The sequence below is a fragment of the Rhizobium sp. RAF36 genome (genome assembly GCF_052114105.1).
Taxonomy (GTDB): Bacteria; Pseudomonadota; Alphaproteobacteria; order Rhizobiales; family Rhizobiaceae; genus Rhizobium.
Genome location: NZ_JBFREC010000001.1, coordinates 874868 through 891642 on the forward strand (window position 1 = coordinate 874868; position 16775 = coordinate 891642).

Here is a 16775-nt window from a genome sequence, read left to right on the forward strand (position 1 = left end):
AAACCGGGCGGCAGGGGCCGCCCGGTTCTCAAACCAAAGCCTGGTTAAATTATTCTTCAGAGGAAGGCGGTGCGTCACCCTCGGCTGCAGGCGTTGCTTCGCCGGTTTCGGCAACCGCTTCGCCGGTTCCCTCGCCCGCTTCCTCGCCGTCATCCTCCGGCTCGCTGATACGCTCGACGGACACAACCTTCTCGTCCTTGGCAGTCGAGAAGATCGTCACGCCCTTCGTCGCGCGGCTCGCGATGCGAATGCCGCCGACCGGTACGCGGATCAGCTGACCGCCATCCGAAACCAGCATGATCTGGTCGCCGTCATCAACAGGGAATGCGGCGACGAGTTCGCCGATCTCGCCGGTCTTCGACGTATCGGTGGCCCGGATACCCTTGCCGCCACGGCCGGAGATACGGAAGTCGTAAGACGAGGAGCGCTTGCCGAAGCCCTTTTGGGAAACCGTCAGCACGAACTGCTCGCGTGCCTTCAGTTCTTCATAGCGCTCGTCGGAAAGCTGTCCCTCCTCGGTGACTTCCTCGCCAACGAGAGCGATATCGTCTTCATCGACGCCGGTTGCGCGACGCTCTGCAGCGGAGCGCTTCAGATAGGCAGCACGTTCCCACGGCTCGGCATCGACGTGACCGACGATGGTCATCGAGATGATACGGTCACCGTCGCCGAGATTGATGCCACGTACGCCGATCGAGTTGCGGCCGGCAAAGACGCGAACGTCGTCCACCTGGAAGCGGATGCACTGGCCGAGCGCGGTGGTCAGAAGCACGTCGTCATGCTCGGTGCAGGTCTCGACGGAGAGGATTTCGTCACCCTCTTCCTCGAGCTTCATGGCGATCTTGCCGTTGCGGTTGACCTGGACGAAGTCCGACAGCTTGTTGCGGCGAACGGTGCCGCGGGTCGTCGAGAACATGACGTCGAGGCTATCCCAGCTGTCCTCATCCTCCGGCAATGGCAGGATGGTGGTGATGCGCTCGCCGGGTGCGAGCGGCAGCATGTTGATCAGAGCCTTGCCGCGCGAGGTCGGCGTGCCGATCGGCAGGCGCCAAACCTTTTCCTTGTAGACGATGCCGCGCGACGAGAAGAAAAGCACGGGCGTATGGGTATTGACCACGAATAGCCGGCTAACAAAATCTGCGTCGCGGGTGGTCATGCCGGAGCGGCCCTTGCCGCCGCGGCGCTGCGCCCGGTAGGTGGTCAGCGGTACGCGCTTGATGTAGCCGAGATGCGAGACGGTGACGACCATGTCCTCGCGGGCGATGAGATCCTCATCATCCATTTCGAGGCCGCCGTCGATGATTTCAGTGCGGCGCGGAGTGCCGAACTCGTCGCGAACGGCGCCGAGCTCATCCTTGACGATGGTCATGATGCGGATGCGCGACGACAGAATATCGAGGTAATCCTTGATTTCCTCGCCAATCTTGTTGAGTTCGTCGCCGATTTCGTCGCGGCCAAGCGCCGTCAGGCGGGCGAGACGCAGTTCGAGGATGGCGCGTGCCTGCTCTTCCGAGAGGTTATACGTCATGTCCTCGTTGATCCGGTGACGCGGATCGTCGATCAGGCGGATCAGGCTTTCGACGTCGGATGCCGGCCAGCGGCGGGTCATCAGCTGTTCGCGGGCCGTTGCCGGATCCGGCGCCTGGCGGATGACGCGGATGACTTCGTCGATATTGGCAACCGAGATTGCCAGACCGACCAAGACGTGAGCGCGCTCACGCGCCTTGCGCAGCAGGAATTTCGTTCTCCGGCTAACAACTTCTTCGCGGAAGGCGACAAAGGCGCGGAGCATGTCGAGCAGCGTCAGCTGTTCCGGCTTGCCGCCGTTCAGCGCCACCATGTTGCAGCCGAAGGAGGTCTGCAGCGGCGTATAGCGGTAGAGCTGGTTCAGGATGACGTCGGCATTGGCGTCGCGCTTCAACTCGACGACGACGCGGTAGCCCTGACGGTCAGATTCATCGCGAAGGTCGGAGATGCCTTCGATGCGCTTCTCGCGCACCAGCTCGGCCATCTTCTCGATCATCGTCGCCTTGTTCACCTGATAAGGGATTTCGGTGATGATGATCTGCTCGCGGTCGCCGCGCATCGGCTCGATGGTGGCAACGCCGCGCATGACGACGGAACCACGGCCCGTCTCATAGGCCGAACGGATGCCGGAACGGCCGAGGATCTTGGCGCCGGTCGGGAAGTCGGGACCCGGGATGATCTGCATCAGCTCCGGCAGCTCGATCGCCGGATTGTCGATCAGCGCGATACAGCCTTCGATGACTTCGGAGAGATTGTGCGGCGGGATGTTGGTCGCCATGCCGACGGCGATGCCGCCTGCCCCGTTGACCAGCAGGTTCGGGAATTTCGCGGGCACCACGACCGGCTCGGAGAGCGTGCCGTCGTAGTTGTCGCGGAAATCGACCGTTTCCTTGTCGAGGTCGTCGAGCAGCGAGTGCGCGGCCTTTTCCAGGCGGCATTCGGTGTAACGTTCGGCCGCCGGCGGATCGCCATCGACGGAGCCGAAGTTGCCTTGGCCGTCGATCAACGGCAGCCGGAGAGACCAATCCTGCGCCATACGGGCCAGCGCATCGTAGATCGCCGAGTTGCCGTGCGGATGGTATTTACCCATCACGTCACCGGTGACGCGGGCGCATTTGACGTATTTCTTGTTCCAGTCGATGCCGAGCTCGGACATGCCGTAAAGGATGCGCCGGTGCACGGGCTTGAGGCCGTCGCGGACATCCGGAAGCGCGCGGCTGACGATGACGCTCATCGCGTAATCGAGATACGACCGCTGCATTTCCTCCATGATGGAGATGGGCTCGATGCCTGGCGGGAGCTTCCCGCCGCCTGGGGGTGTTTGTTCAGTCAAAACAGATCACGATCTCTTTGTAGAATCACTGAAAGATTTATAGCGGAAAGCCCCGTTCCGCGCCAATTTGAGCGGGCGTTTTGAACAGGCTTTTACGGCGGAAAGGCGGCAAATCAGCCGTTTCGGCGCTTCAGCGCCATACGGCGATTTGCCAAATGCGAGGGGCAGCTTCACAATCAGAAAAATCAAGACTTCATATGGTGTTCCGGAGGGACAATGGCAAGCGCCGACCAACTGATCAATGCCTTCACGACGCTGCTCGTTACCATCGATCCACCCGGGCTCGCCCCTATCTTTTTAGGGCTGACGACGGGCATGAGCCGCAGCCAGCGCAAGCAGGTGGCAGTGCGCGGCTCGGTCATCGCCTTCATCATCCTGGCGGTCTTCGCACTGTTCGGCGCCAGCGTGCTCGGCGTGCTCGGCATCTCGATCGGCGCCTTCCGTATCGCCGGCGGTCTGCTGCTCTTCTGGATCGCCTTCGAAATGGTGTTCGAGAAGCGCCAGGACCGCAAGGAGAAGACCAGCACGGTGGCGATCACCAAGGACCACATCCAGAATATCGCCGTCTTCCCGCTGGCGATCCCGCTGATCGCCGGCCCCGGAGCGATCTCGGCCACCATCCTGATTGCCGGGTCGCTGCCGACGACATTCGAGCGGGCGCAGCTCTTGATCGTCATTGCCGCCAATCTGCTGCTGATGCTGGCGGCGCTGTTGATCGCTGATCGCCTCGACCGCTTTCTGGGCGTCACCGGCCGGGCAATCCTGACTCGGCTCTTGGGCGTCATCCTGGCGGCGCTTGCGGCGCAGTTCGTGGTCGATGGCGTCAAGGCGGCGTTCAGCCTTTAGGCGCCGCAGGATGCCATTCCAAAGCGGCTAGCGATCCGTCCGCTTGGCCTTGAGAATGCGCTTCCAGATCGTTCCGCCCAGATACTTATTGAAGATGACGAAATAGGCGATCATCAGGGCAAAGGGCCGGACCGCCATTCAACGAAAAGCCATTCTCCGTCTTTCCACCAAAGATCAGAGCCACGCCGTATCCTGCGACCCAGAAGATCGTGAAAAAATCAAGGATGGCGGCCAGAACGATCCGCCAGGTCGCCGGCACTTTTTGCGCCGATGCAACGTCACTCATGAAAACCCTCACTATCGAGATAATCGGATGCCCAAATGAAAACGGCGCCTTGCGGCGCCGTTTGGATCAGAACGGGATGTCGTCGTCGAGATCCCGCGAGAAGTTGCCGCCGGCGCCTCCACCAGAGCTGCCGCCACGGCCGCCGCCGCCCGATGACTGCGCAGGCGCGCCGTAATCGTCGCCATAGCCGCCACCGCCGCCGCCGTAATCGTTGTTGTTGCTGCGGCCGCCACCAGCGCCGAAGCCGGAGCCCGCGCCACCGCCGTCGCCGCGGCCGTCCAGCATCGTCAGCGTCGAGCCGAAGCCCTGGAGCACCACTTCCGTCGAATAACGGTCCTGGCCCTGCTGGTCCTGCCACTTGCGGGTCTGCAGCGCGCCTTCAATATAGAGCTTGGCGCCCTTCTTGACGTACTGTTCGATGACCTTGCACAGGCCTTCGTTGAAGACCACGACGGTGTGCCATTCGGTCTTTTCCTTGCGCTCGCCCGAATTGCGGTCGCGCCACGTCTCCGAGGTCGCGATGCGAAGGTTGGCGATCGGACGGCCGTCCTGGGTTCTGCGGATTTCAGGGTCTGCACCCACGTTTCCGATCAGAATTACCTTGTTCACGCTACCAGCCATACTTTTCACCTTACCTGCCACCCTGCCCGGTGGCGCTAGAAACAATGGATGTACCTTAAACTATAGAGCCCTCGGGAGGGGCGTCCATGGCGGCGTCATCCACAAGGAATTTTGTTCTTTATTTGTTCTATTAAATGACTATGATCCTGTCAACAGAATCGAAAACCTTCTCCTAGCCCGGATTTCAGCCTCGACTCGCCCGCGAGCATCACTAAATAAGGGGCTTCATCAGAGAGACCAAAGCAGAAGACGATGAGCGAACTGAAGACGATTTCCATCCGTGGCGCGCGCGAGCACAATCTGAAGGGCATCGACCTGGATCTGCCGCGCAACAAGCTTATCGTGATGACGGGGCTATCCGGATCCGGGAAGTCCTCGCTGGCATTCGACACAATCTATGCCGAAGGGCAGCGGCGCTATGTCGAAAGTCTTTCGGCCTATGCGCGCCAGTTCCTTGAAATGATGCAGAAGCCCGATGTCGATCAGATCGACGGGCTGTCGCCGGCCATTTCGATCGAGCAGAAGACGACGTCGCGCAACCCGCGCTCGACCGTCGGCACGGTCACCGAGATCTACGACTACATGCGCCTGCTGTTTGCGCGCGTCGGCGTTCCCTATTCGCCAGCCACGGGCCTGCCGATCGAGAGCCAGACGGTCAGCCAGATGGTCGACCGGGTTCTCGCCTTCGAAGAGGGTACCCGTCTTTATATTCTGGCGCCGCTCGTGCGCGGACGTAAGGGCGAGTACAAGAAGGAACTCGCCGAGCTCATGAAAAAGGGCTTCCAGCGCGTCAAGGTCGATGGCCAGTTCTACGAGATCGCCGACGTTCCCGCCCTCGACAAGAAGTACAAGCATGACATCGATGTCGTCGTCGACCGTATCGTCGTGCGCGCCGACATGTCCTCGCGCCTGGCAGACAGCCTTGAGACCTCGCTGAAGCTCGCCGATGGTCTGGCTGTCGCCGAATTTGCCGACAAGCCGCTGCCGCCGGAGGAAACCTCGGCGGGCGGCTCGGCCAACAAGTCGCTGAACGAGACGCATGAGCGCGTGCTGTTTTCGGAAAAATTCGCCTGCCCTGTCTCGGGCTTCACCATTCCAGAGATCGAGCCGCGGCTGTTCTCGTTCAACAACCCGGCCGGCGCCTGCCCGACCTGCGACGGCCTCGGCGCGCAGCAGAAGATCGACGCCAACCTGATCACCCCGGAACCGGAGCGGACGCTGCGCGACGGCGCCATCGCGCCCTGGGCGAAGTCGTCCTCGCCCTATTACAATCAGACGCTGGAAGCGCTCGGCAAGCATTTCGGCTTCAAGCTCGGCAGCCGCTGGAACGATCTTTCGGCCAAGGCGCAGGACGTGATCCTGAACGGCACCGAGGAAAAGATCGAGTTCCACTATGCCGACGGCGCGCGTTCCTACACGACGCACAAGACCTTCGAAGGTATCATCACCAATCTCGAACGCCGCTGGAAGGAAACCGATTCCGCCTGGGCGCGCGAGGAGATCGAGCGCTTCATGTCGGCAGCACCCTGCCCTTCCTGCGCCGGCTTCCGCCTGAAGCCGGAAGCACTGGCGGTGAAGATCGACAAGCTGCATATCGGCGAAGTCACGCAAATGTCGATCCGTGTCGCCCGCGACTGGTTCGAAGTGCTGCCATCACATTTCTCGGCCAAACAGAACGAGATCGCCGTCCGCATTCTCAAGGAAATCCGCGACCGCCTGCGCTTCCTGAACGATGTCGGCCTCGAATATCTCAGCCTGTCGCGCAATTCGGGCACGCTGTCGGGCGGCGAGAGCCAGCGTATCCGTCTGGCGTCGCAGATTGGTTCCGGCCTGACTGGTGTGCTTTACGTGCTCGACGAACCGTCGATCGGCCTGCACCAGCGCGACAACGCGCGGCTTCTCGATACGCTGAAGCACCTGCGCGACATCGGCAATACCGTGATCGTCGTCGAGCATGACGAGGATGCGATCCTGACGGCTGACGACGTCGTCGATATAGGCCCGGCGGCCGGCATTCACGGCGGCCAGGTCATTGCCCACGGCACCCCGCAGGATATCATGGCGAACCCGAAGTCGCTGACCGGCAAGTATCTGTCTGGCGAACTCGGCGTGCCGATCCCGGATGAACGGCGCAAGCCGAAGAAGGGCAAGGAGATCAAGGTCGTCGGCGCGCGCGGCAATAATTTGAAGAACGTCACCGCCTCTATTCCGCTGGGTGTCTTCACCGCCGTCAGCGGCGTCTCCGGCGGCGGCAAATCGACCTTCCTGATCGAGACGCTCTACAAGTCGGCGGCGCGCCGCGTGATGGGCGCTCGGGAGATTCCGGCCGATCACGACCGAATCGACGGCTTCGAGCATATCGACAAGGTGATCGATATCGACCAGTCACCGATCGGCCGCACGCCGCGCTCGAACCCGGCGACCTATACCGGCGCCTTCACGCCGATCCGCGACTGGTTTGCCGGCCTGCCGGAAGCCAAGGCGCGCGGCTATCAGCCGGGCCGCTTCTCGTTCAATGTCAAGGGCGGCCGCTGCGAGGCCTGCCAGGGCGACGGCGTCATCAAGATCGAGATGCACTTCCTGCCCGACGTCTACGTCACCTGCGACGTCTGCCACGGCAAGCGCTACAATCGCGAAACGCTCGACGTCACCTTCAAGACCAAGTCGATCTCCGACGTGCTCGACATGACGGTCGAGGAAGGCGTCGAGTTCTTCGCCGCCGTTCCGGCGGTGCGCGACAAGCTGCAGTCGCTGTTCGACGTCGGTCTCGGCTATATCAAGGTCGGCCAGCAGGCGAATACGCTGTCGGGCGGTGAGGCGCAGCGCGTCAAGCTCGCCAAGGAACTGTCGAAGCGCTCGACGGGCCGCACGCTCTATATTCTCGACGAACCGACCACCGGCCTGCATTTCCACGATGTCGCCAAGCTGCTGGAAATGCTGCACGAGCTGGTCAACCAGGGCAACTCGGTCGTGGTCATCGAGCACAATCTCGAAGTCATCAAGACCGCCGACTGGGTGCTCGATTTCGGCCCCGAGGGCGGTGATGGTGGCGGTGAGATCGTCGCGACCGGCACGCCCGAAGCAATCGTCAAGGAGAAGCGGTCCTATACCGGCCAGTTCCTGAAGGAGCTGCTGGAGCGGCGTCCAATGAAGAAGACGGTCGCGGCGGCGGAGTGAGATGCTGAGGCAGGCAGGCGCGAACGATCTGCAGACTGTTCGCCGCCTGACGGCTGCGGCTTATGGCCCCTATGTCGAGGCGTTTGGCGGCGAGCCGCTGCCGATGCGCGAAGACTATCGCGCGCGGATCGCCAATCGCGAGGTCTGGCTTCTCGATATGGAGGGTGTGCCGGTTGGGCTTGCGGTACTGGAGCGGCATGCGGATCATGCGATGCTTTTCAGTATCGCCGTGTCGCCCGATCATCACAGCCGCGGTATCGGACGGAGGATCCTCGGCTGGGTGGAAGATAAAACGCGCGAATGGGGATTGCCCGAGCTGCGGCTCTACACCAATGCGCGGATGGAGCGGAACATTGCGATCTATGCAGCGTCCGGCTTTCAGGAAACGGGTCGACGGCCCAATCCTTACCGGCCAGGATGGGTGATCGTCGATATGGCAAAGCAAATCGCCTGAACGGGCAAAGGGAGGAAGAGAATGAGCACATCCGGCACTATCCGCGTCGGCATCGGCGGCTGGACATTCGAGCCCTGGCGCAACCACTTCTTTCCCGGCGACCTGAAACAGAAGGACGAGCTCAATTATGCCAGCCGCCAGCTGAAGGTCATCGAGGTCAACGGCACCTATTACAGCTCGCAGAAGCCCGAGACCTTCGCCAAATGGGGTGCCGATGTTCCCGATGGTTTCATCTTCTCGCTGAAGGCCAGCCGTTTCGTCACCAACCGCAAGGTTTTGGGCGAGGCCGGCGAATCCATGCAGCGGTTCCTGACGCAGGGGCTGACGGAGCTCGGCGACCGGCTCGGGCCGATCCTCTGGCAGTTCGCGCCGACCAAGAAATTCGAGCCGGACGATTTCGAAGCCTTTCTCAAGCTGTTGCCGGACAAACAGGACGGGCTGCCGCTCCGGCATGTCGTCGAAGTCCGCCACGACAGTTTCAAGGTGCCTGACTTCGTGGCGCTGCTGGCCAAATACGGCGTCGCACCCGTTGTCGCTGAGCATTTCGATTATCCGATGATCGCTGACGTGACGGCTAATTTCGTCTATGCGCGCTTGCAGAAGGGCTCCGACGAGATCCGGACCTGCTATCCGCCGAAGGATCTGAAGGCCTGGGCGGTCAGGCTGGAGACCTGGGCGGCGGGCAAGGTGCCGGATGATCTGCCTGTCATCGATGGGGATCGCAAGGTCAAGGTGGAGCCGCGCGACGTGTTCGCCTTCATGATCCACGAGGGCAAGGTCAACGCTCCCTTCGGTGCCATCGCCCTGCAGGAAGAAGTCGGCAAGTAATCAATACGGCAGGACGTGGGCGGCGAGATCTTCCGCCGTCAGCCCCTTGCCTGCGCGCTGCCCGGCCATGCCGTGCAGATAGACGCCGGCGGCGGCGGCCTCGAAGGCAGGCAGGCCCTGCGTCAGCAAGGCGCCGATGATACCGGCCAGCACATCGCCGGAGCCTGCCGTCGCCAGCCAGACAGGCGCATTGGTATTGATCAGCGCGCGCCCATCCGGCGCGGCAATCACCGTGTCGGCTCCCTTGAAGACGATGGCCGCATTGGCACGCTTCGCGGCCATCTGCGCCTTGCCGACCTTGCCGATCTCGGTATTGGCGGCGATATCGGGAAACAGCCGGGCGAATTCACCATCATGCGGCGTCAGCACCAGACGCGTCTCGCCGCCGGCGAACAGGTCGAACAGCCGCTTCGGCTCCTGGCGAAACGAAGTGATGCCATCGGCATCGAGAACCAGATGGCGATCGCTGAGTGCGGCGGCATAGTCCCTCGCCTGCTCGCCGATGCCGAAACCGGGCCCGAGCACGAAGGTCTGAAGGCGATCGTCCTCCAGCCACGCCTCGAGCGCCGCAATACCGTCGACATCACGCAGCATGACCGCAGTCAAATGGGCGCTGTTCTCGGGCAAAGCATCCGGGGGTGCCGCGATCGTCACCAGACCTGCGCCTGCCTTGAGGCCCGATATAGCCGACATCCGGGCCGCTCCGGTCTTGCCTGACGTTCCGGAGAAGACGACGAGGTGGCCGCGTTTGTATTTGTGCGTTTCCATCTTCGACGACGGCATCAGATGCGCCCAGCGGGCCGGTGTGTTCTCGGCGATTCCCGACACCGCCTGCGCCCGGACGATGCGGCCGGGAATGCCGATATCGGCGACCTCAAGCGTGCCACAGAGCTCCCTGCCCGGCATCAGCAGATGGCCGGGCTTGCGGGTCATGAAGGTGATGGTGTGCGATGCGGCGAATGCTGTGCCGAGAACCTCTCCGGTGGCGCCATGGATGCCGGATGGCAGATCGACGGCGATGACCGGGAGGCCTGCCTTGCGGATCGCCGTCATGGCATAGGCCGCCTCGGGCGGCACGTCGCGGCTTAGCCCCGCGCCGAACAAGGCATCGATGATGGTATCGCCGGGCCGCGGTTCATAGGACGCCAGCGGTTCGCTGGCCACTGTGCATTCCGACCGGGCGCGCAAGGCGTCGCCTTGGAGCTTATCGGGATCGCCGAGATGAAACACCGAAACACAGGCACCGCTTTCGGCGAGAAATCGCGCCGCGACATAGCCGTCGCCGCCATTATTGCCGGGGCCGCAGAGCACGGCAAAGCGGAGCGTGCCGGGATAAAGCCGCATCGCGGCGGCGGCGACGGCGCCGCCGGCATTGGTCATCAAGCCAAAACTCTCGATGCCGGTCTCTGCTGCAGCGGCATCGACCGCTGCCATTTCCTTGGGAATAAGAAGCAATTCGCTCAATCGATCGGTCATGGCGCCATTGAAGTCAAAAAGCGCCTAAAAAACAACCGCTTTCGCTCAATTCATATTCGCATATATTTTGTGCTTTTGCCTATTTTATAATCTTAAACTTGCATCGCAACGCAAACCGGAGAGTTGCAGAATTTCTCAATTTCGAGCGAATTTTCGATTTTTTGGATAAAAATCGTCATATTTTTCTAAAAAATCGCCCACAGATGCAGGCAATCGCATCGATTTGGGTGCATTTGCGGGATTTTTTCGGTCTGGCCGGTTGCGAACTGGCATGATACCTGCATCATGTTTGGCGAGCGGCATACGCACGCTTTAACGGGAGAAGCGGAGAGTCATTTTCTCATGAAAAAGATCGAAGCGATCATTAAGCCTTTCAAGCTCGACGAAGTGAAGGAAGCCCTTCAGGAAGTCGGCCTGCAGGGCATTACGGTTACGGAAGCCAAGGGCTTCGGTCGCCAGAAGGGCCACACGGAGCTTTACCGTGGCGCCGAATACGTCGTCGATTTCCTGCCGAAGGTGAAGGTCGAAGTCGTCCTCGCCGACGAGAATGCAGAAGCGGTAATCGACGCCATCCGCAAGGCCGCACAGACCGGCCGCATCGGCGACGGCAAGATTTTCGTTTCGAATGTCGAGGAAGTCATCCGCATTCGTACTGGCGAAACCGGTATCGACGCTATCTAAGCAAGCCTTGCCCCCAAGAGGCAAAGCCAGATCGTCATAGCAAATCAAAGGGAGTGTTTCATGGCGAGTGCAGCCGAAATTCTGAAGCAGATCAAGGAAAACGACGTCAAGTTCGTCGATCTGCGCTTTACCGACCCCAAGGGCAAACTGCAGCACGTCACGATGGACGTCGTCTGCGTGGACGAAGACATGTTCGCCGATGGTGTCATGTTCGACGGTTCCTCGATCGGCGGCTGGAAGGCCATCAACGAGTCCGACATGGTGCTGATGCCGGATACCGACACCGTGCACATGGATCCGTTCTTCGCGCAGTCGACGATGGTCATCATCTGCGACATTCTCGACCCGGTTTCGGGCGAAGCCTATAACCGCGACCCGCGCGGCACCGCCAAGAAGGCCGAAGCCTATCTGAAGGCATCGGGTATCGGCGACACCGTGTTCGTCGGTCCGGAAGCCGAATTCTTCGTCTTCGACGACGTCAAGTACAAAGCAGACCCCTACAATACCGGCTTCAAGCTCGATTCGAACGAACTGCCGTCGAACGACGACACCGAATATGAGACCGGCAACCTCGGCCACCGTCCGCGCGTCAAGGGCGGCTACTTCCCGGTTCCGCCGATCGACAGCGCCCAGGACATGCGTTCCGAGATGCTGACGGTTCTCAGCGAAATGGGCGTCGTCGTCGAAAAGCACCACCATGAAGTGGCGGCCGCTCAGCACGAGCTCGGCATCAAGTTCGACACGCTGGTGCGCAACGCCGACAAGATGCAGATCTACAAGTATGTCGTCCATCAGGTCGCCAATGCCTATGGCAAGACGGCAACCTTCATGCCGAAGCCGATCTTCGGCGACAACGGCTCGGGCATGCACGTGCATCTGTCGATCTGGAAGGGCGGCAAGCCGAGCTTTGCAGGCGACGAATATGCAGGTCTTTCCGAAGCCTGCCTCTATTTCATCGGCGGCATCATCAAGCATGCCAAGGCACTGAACGCCTTCACCAACCCGTCGACGAACTCCTACAAGCGTCTCGTCCCGGGTTATGAAGCGCCGGTGCTGCTCGCCTATTCGGCGCGCAACCGTTCCGCATCGTGCCGCATTCCGTTCGGCAGCAACCCGAAGGCCAAGCGCGTCGAAGTCCGCTTCCCGGATCCGATGGCGAACCCGTACCTTGCTTTCGCAGCGATGCTGATGGCCGGCCTCGACGGCATCAAGAACAAGATCCATCCGGGCAAGGCCATGGACAAGGATCTCTACGATCTGCCGCCGAAGGAACTGAAGAAGATCCCGACCGTCTGCGGTTCGCTGCGCGAAGCGCTTGAGAGCCTCGACAAGGACCGCAAGTTCCTGACCGCCGGCGGCGTGTTCGACGACGACCAGATCGACTCGTTCATCGAGCTGAAGATGGCCGAAGTGATGCGCTTCGAAATGACGCCGCATCCTGTCGAATTTGACATGTACTACTCGGCATAAGCAAATACCGGAAAGCCCTGGCGAAAGCCGGGGCTTTTCAAGATGTCACTGAGGCTGATGGCGACATGACACTCATGTGACGAAATCCTGCACAAATCTTGATTTGAGCAGGCCCAATCACCAAATCTGGTGATGAAAGGAAGTCGTACCATGAAAGAAAGAGTTGCAAAGTTCGGTATCGGTGAAGTGGTCCGGCATAAGGTATTTCCGTTTCGCGGCGTGATTTTCGACGTTGATCCGGAATTTGCGAATACGGAGGAATGGTGGAATTCCATTCCGGCCGAAGTTCGGCCCAGCAAGGACCAGCCGTTCTACCACCTGCTCGCCGAAAACGACGAGAATGAATATGTCGCCTACGTCTCGGAGCAGAACCTGGAAAATGACGAGAGCGGCCTGCCGCTCCGCAACGAGCAGGTCTACCAGATCTTCGACATGGCGCCGACAGGCCAGTTCAAGCCCAAGATGAGCCTGGCCAACTAAGCGCATCGGATCCAAGCCTAACAAACCCCGCTCCGGCGGGGTTTTTCTTTGCCGGCGGCAATAAAAAACCCGGCGCGATGGCCGGGTTTTCTGAAACGGTATGCAAGACGCTTACTGAGCGGTCTTGGCAGCGTTCTGTGCGTCTTCCAGCTTCTTGCGGGCTTCTTCAGCCTTCTTCTGCATGCTGTCCTGCAGGCTCTTCTGGCTTTCGGCAAGCTTCGATTCGGAAACCGCTTCGCCATCGTAAGCGCCGGTGAAGCCTTCGAGCGAGATCTTGATCGGGTTCGGAGCGCGGCGGAAGTTGATCGAGGTGAAGATCACGTCGCTGCCCTTCTTGAGGCTGGCGATCATCGCGTCGGTCAGCGGCAGTTCAGCCGTGCACTTGTCGGGCAGGCAGACGGCGTAATCGAGCTTCTGGCCCTTGTTGTTGTCGATCTGCATCATGATGCCGGGCGGGATCAGGCGGGCGGTCGGAACCGAAACCTGGAGGATCTTGCGGTTGACCTTGCCGGAAACGCTGATGAGGCCGACTGCGGTGACGAGCTGGCCGCCATTGGCGAGGATCAGGTTCTGGACGACGCAGATGTCGTTGTCTTCCTGCTTGCTGCAGGTCTTGTACCAGCCGAGACGCGGTGCGCCGGCGGCCTGCTGAGAGGCGTTCGCTGCATCCTGTGCGAAAGAAGCAACCGGTGCCGAAGCGGCGCCGAAAGCAACGGCCAGAACGGACAGAGCTGCCCGCATTTTCTTTTCAGACTTGAACATCATAGCGGATTCCGTCTCCTGATACCCATTCGGGACCGCGATTTGCAGCCCTCTCCAACCGGGTCATTCGGCATTCCACCTCTTAAAACAATAAGGCAAATGCATGACCCCGAAACTCGGGAACACCTGTTACATTGAGGCGCTCCAGATATCCAGTATTTCTTTGGCAATTTCTGGATGCCCGGAAAGATTTGAGGGTGAGAATGTTCGATTTCGCGCGCTCCATGATAGTCTTCGCGCGAATCGAGCCATTGCCGGAAAGGAACGAAAGATGCTCCGGATCGCCCTGCCCGCCATCTTTGCGCTCTTTTGCAGTGCCGCCATTGCCGAGCCGCTGCACGGCATCGCCATGCATGGGCAGCCTGCGCTGCCGCCCGACTACAAAAGCTTCTCCTACGTCAATCCGGATGCCAAAAAGGGCGGCCATATCACCTATGGCGTGGTCGGTACCTTCGACAATCTCAATCCCTTCATCTTGAAGAGCATGCGCACCACGGCGCGCGGCATGTGGGATCCCGATTACGGCAACCTCATCTACGAATCGCTGCTGCAGCGCTCGCGCGACGAGCCCTTCACGCTCTACGGCCTTCTGGCCGAAACCGTCGAATGGGACGACGACCGGACCTTCATCCAATTCAACCTCAATCCGAAGGCCAAATGGGCGGACGGGCAGCCCGTCACCGCCGACGACGTGATGTTCACCTTCGAGCTGCTGCGCGACAAGGGACGCGTGCCGTTCTCGACTCGGCTCAATCTCGTGTCGAAAATGGAGAAGATCGGCGATCGCAGCGTGCGCTTCACCTTCAACGACAAGGCCGACCGCGAGACGCCGATGGTATTCGGGCTGATGCCTGTTCTGCCGAAGCACCTGATCGACCCGGAAACCTTCGACCGCACGTCGCTGACGGCGCTGGTCGGATCAGGCCCCTACAAGATCAAGACCGTGAAGCCCGGTGAAAGCATCACCTACGAGCGCGATCCGAACTATTGGGGCAAGGATATCCCCTCCAAGGTCGGGATGGACAATTACGACCGGATCACCGTGCAGTATTTCCTGCAGGACACGACGCTGTTCGAGGCCTTCAAGAAGGGCGATATCGACGTCTATCCGGATGGAAGCCCGGGTCATTGGGCAAGCGCCTATAATTTCCCGGCTGTCGGCTCGGGCGCCGTCATCAAGGATACGTTCGAGCCGCAGCTGCCAAGCGGCATGTTCGGCTTCGTCTTCAATACCCGCCGGCCGATGTTCCAGAATCTTAAGCTGCGCGAAGGCCTGTCGCTGATCTTCGACTTTGAATGGGCGAACAAGAACCTGTTCTCCGGCGCCTACAAGCGCACGGAAAGTTTCTGGCAGAATTCCGCGCTCTCGAGCTTCGGTGTCCCGGCCGACGAGCGCGAACTGGCGATGCTCGGGCCGCTCAAGGACAAGATCGATCCTGAAATCCTCAATGGCACCTACAAGCTGCCTGTCACCGACGGCTCCGGCCGCGACCGCAAGGTGCTGAAGCAGGCGGTCGACGTGCTGAAGGAAGCCGGATACTCGATCAAGAACGGCAAGATGACCGATGACAAGGGCAAGCCGCTCTCCTTCGAAATCATGACCCAGAACGCCGACCAGGAGAAGCTGGCGATCGCCTATCAGCGCTCGCTGCAGACGCTGGGAATCACGGTCTCCATCCGCACCGTGGACGATTCGCAATATCAGAGCCGGACCAACAGCTTCGACTACGACGTCATCGTCAAATCCTATGTCTCGTCGCTGTCTCCGGGCAACGAGCAGCTTTCCTACTGGGCTTCTGCCAGCCGCGACCGCGAAGGCAGCTCGAACTTCGCCGGTGTCGCCGATCCCGATGTCGATACGGCGATCAAGCATCTGCTGGCGGCGCGGTCCGATGAGGATTTCACCGCCGCCGTCCGCTCGCACGATCGTCTGCTGCTGTCCGGCCACTATGTACTGCCGCTCTATCACATCGATCAGCAGTGGATCGCCCGCAGCAAGCGCATCGGCCATCCGGACAAGGTGCCGCTCTACGGCTATCAACTGCCGGCCTGGTGGGACCAAAGCGCCCAATAGGCGGTTCCTTTTTCCTGCCTGGTTGAAGTCGGCGGCCTGAACGCATAGATGGCGTGAAGCACCCGAGCCAGAAAAGGAAAGCACCATGGAACGCATCACTATCGACGTCATCTCGGATGTCGTCTGCCCCTGGTGCTATCTCGGCAAGGCGCGGCTGGAGCTGGCGATCGCCGAAGTGCAGGACGAGGTTGGCGTCGACATCAACTGGCGTCCCTACCGGCTGAACCCCGATTATCCGCCTGAAGGCGTCGATCAGAAGAAGAGCTTGGAAGAAAAGCTCGGCGGCGCCGAGCGTGTGGCGCAGGCCCATCAGATGCTCACCGGTCTCGGCAAGGACGTCGGGATCAATTTCGATTTCGAAGCGATCAAGATCGGGCCGAACACGCTCGACGCGCACCGTCTGATCCATTGGGCGATGATCGAGGACCGCGACAAAGCTGACCGCGTCGTCAACTCTCTGTTCAAGGCGAATTTCGAGGAAGGCCGCAATGTCGGCGACCATGCGGTGCTGCTCGATATCGCCGAGAAAGCCGGTCTCGACCGCGCCGTCACCGCCTCGCTGCTGGCCTCGGATGCCGATCGGGATCTCGTTGTCGGCGAGATCGAGGCGGCGCAGAAAATGGGCGTCAACGGCGTTCCGTTCTTCATCTTCGACCAGCAATATGCCGTCAGCGGCGCGCAGACGCCCGACGTGATTGCCGGAGCGCTGCGCGATATCGCAAAGGCAAAGGCAGAAGCCCGCGCCGGAATGAACTGATCC

At 60.6% G+C, this 16775-nt stretch carries 14 protein-coding genes; 9 read left to right on the forward strand and 5 right to left on the reverse strand.

The annotated features are described in order from the left end of the window. Positions 1–49 precede the first annotated feature (49 nt). Complete coding sequence (gene gyrA / locus AB4Z25_RS04390) at positions 50–2860, reverse strand: DNA gyrase subunit A (protein WP_112539435.1); 2811 nt, start codon at positions 2858–2860, stop codon at positions 50–52. Positions 2861–3076: 216 nt separating this feature from the next. Between gyrA and AB4Z25_RS04395 the strand changes: the two genes are divergently transcribed. Further along, positions 3077–3706, forward strand: a complete 630-nt coding sequence (locus AB4Z25_RS04395; RefSeq protein WP_112387399.1) for a MarC family protein — start codon at positions 3077–3079, stop codon at positions 3704–3706. Between the two features lie 85 nt (positions 3707–3791). On the opposite strand, the gene AB4Z25_RS04400 is transcribed toward AB4Z25_RS04395, so the two are convergent. Beyond that, positions 3792–3992 carry a hypothetical protein gene (locus AB4Z25_RS04400; protein ID WP_442207873.1) on the reverse strand — a complete coding sequence of 67 codons (201 nt, stop codon included), beginning with the start codon at positions 3990–3992 and terminating at the stop codon, positions 3792–3794. A gap of 66 nt (positions 3993–4058) precedes the next feature. Beyond that, entirely contained in the window at positions 4059–4613 is a 555-nt protein-coding gene (locus AB4Z25_RS04405; RefSeq protein WP_112518510.1) for a single-stranded DNA-binding protein, read from the reverse strand. A gap of 252 nt (positions 4614–4865) precedes the next feature. On the opposite strand from AB4Z25_RS04405, the gene uvrA reads away from it, so the two are divergent. Genes uvrA through AB4Z25_RS04420 form a run of 3 tightly spaced genes read left to right on the forward strand, consistent with a single transcriptional unit; the run spans position 4866 to position 9072 of the window. Next, positions 4866–7790 carry an excinuclease ABC subunit UvrA gene (gene uvrA, locus AB4Z25_RS04410; RefSeq protein WP_442207874.1) on the forward strand — a complete coding sequence of 975 codons (2925 nt, stop codon included), beginning with the start codon at positions 4866–4868 and terminating at the stop codon, positions 7788–7790. A gap of 1 nt (position 7791) precedes the next feature. Beyond that, a complete protein-coding gene (locus tag AB4Z25_RS04415; RefSeq protein WP_112518471.1) occupies positions 7792–8244 on the forward strand; it encodes a GNAT family N-acetyltransferase in 453 nt (150 codons plus the stop codon). Positions 8245–8265: 21 nt separating this feature from the next. Continuing rightward, complete coding sequence (locus tag AB4Z25_RS04420; protein ID WP_112539438.1) at positions 8266–9072, forward strand: DUF72 domain-containing protein; 807 nt, start codon at positions 8266–8268, stop codon at positions 9070–9072. Here AB4Z25_RS04420 and AB4Z25_RS04425 read toward each other — a convergent pair whose 3' ends face one another. Then, positions 9073–10548 (reverse strand): NAD(P)H-hydrate dehydratase, encoded by a 1476-nt coding sequence (locus tag AB4Z25_RS04425; RefSeq protein ID WP_112539440.1) that lies wholly within the window; start codon positions 10546–10548, stop codon positions 9073–9075. Between the two features lie 342 nt (positions 10549–10890). On the opposite strand from AB4Z25_RS04425, the gene AB4Z25_RS04430 reads away from it, so the two are divergent. From AB4Z25_RS04430 to hspQ, 3 genes are all read left to right on the forward strand, one after another. Further along, a complete protein-coding gene (locus AB4Z25_RS04430) occupies positions 10891–11229 on the forward strand; it encodes a P-II family nitrogen regulator (RefSeq protein ID WP_003539626.1) in 339 nt (112 codons plus the stop codon). A gap of 60 nt (positions 11230–11289) precedes the next feature. Further along, entirely contained in the window at positions 11290–12699 is a 1410-nt protein-coding gene (gene glnA, locus AB4Z25_RS04435; RefSeq protein ID WP_112387406.1) for a type I glutamate--ammonia ligase, read from the forward strand. A 150-nt stretch (positions 12700–12849) separates the two neighbouring features. Beyond that, positions 12850–13179 carry a heat shock protein HspQ gene (gene hspQ / locus AB4Z25_RS04440; RefSeq protein ID WP_112387407.1) on the forward strand — a complete coding sequence of 110 codons (330 nt, stop codon included), beginning with the start codon at positions 12850–12852 and terminating at the stop codon, positions 13177–13179. Positions 13180–13290: 111 nt separating this feature from the next. Here the strand turns inward: hspQ and AB4Z25_RS04445 are convergent, their stop codons facing one another. Continuing rightward, positions 13291–13944, reverse strand: coding sequence for an invasion associated locus B family protein (locus tag AB4Z25_RS04445; RefSeq protein ID WP_442207875.1), 654 nt, complete (start codon positions 13942–13944; stop codon positions 13291–13293). A 268-nt stretch (positions 13945–14212) separates the two neighbouring features. Between AB4Z25_RS04445 and AB4Z25_RS04450 the strand changes: the two genes are divergently transcribed. Beyond that, entirely contained in the window at positions 14213–16015 is a 1803-nt protein-coding gene (locus tag AB4Z25_RS04450) for an extracellular solute-binding protein (protein ID WP_112539444.1), read from the forward strand. 85 nt (positions 16016–16100) lie between these two features. Further along, complete coding sequence (locus tag AB4Z25_RS04455) at positions 16101–16772, forward strand: DsbA family oxidoreductase (RefSeq protein ID WP_112539446.1); 672 nt, start codon at positions 16101–16103, stop codon at positions 16770–16772. Positions 16773–16775 lie beyond the last annotated feature (3 nt).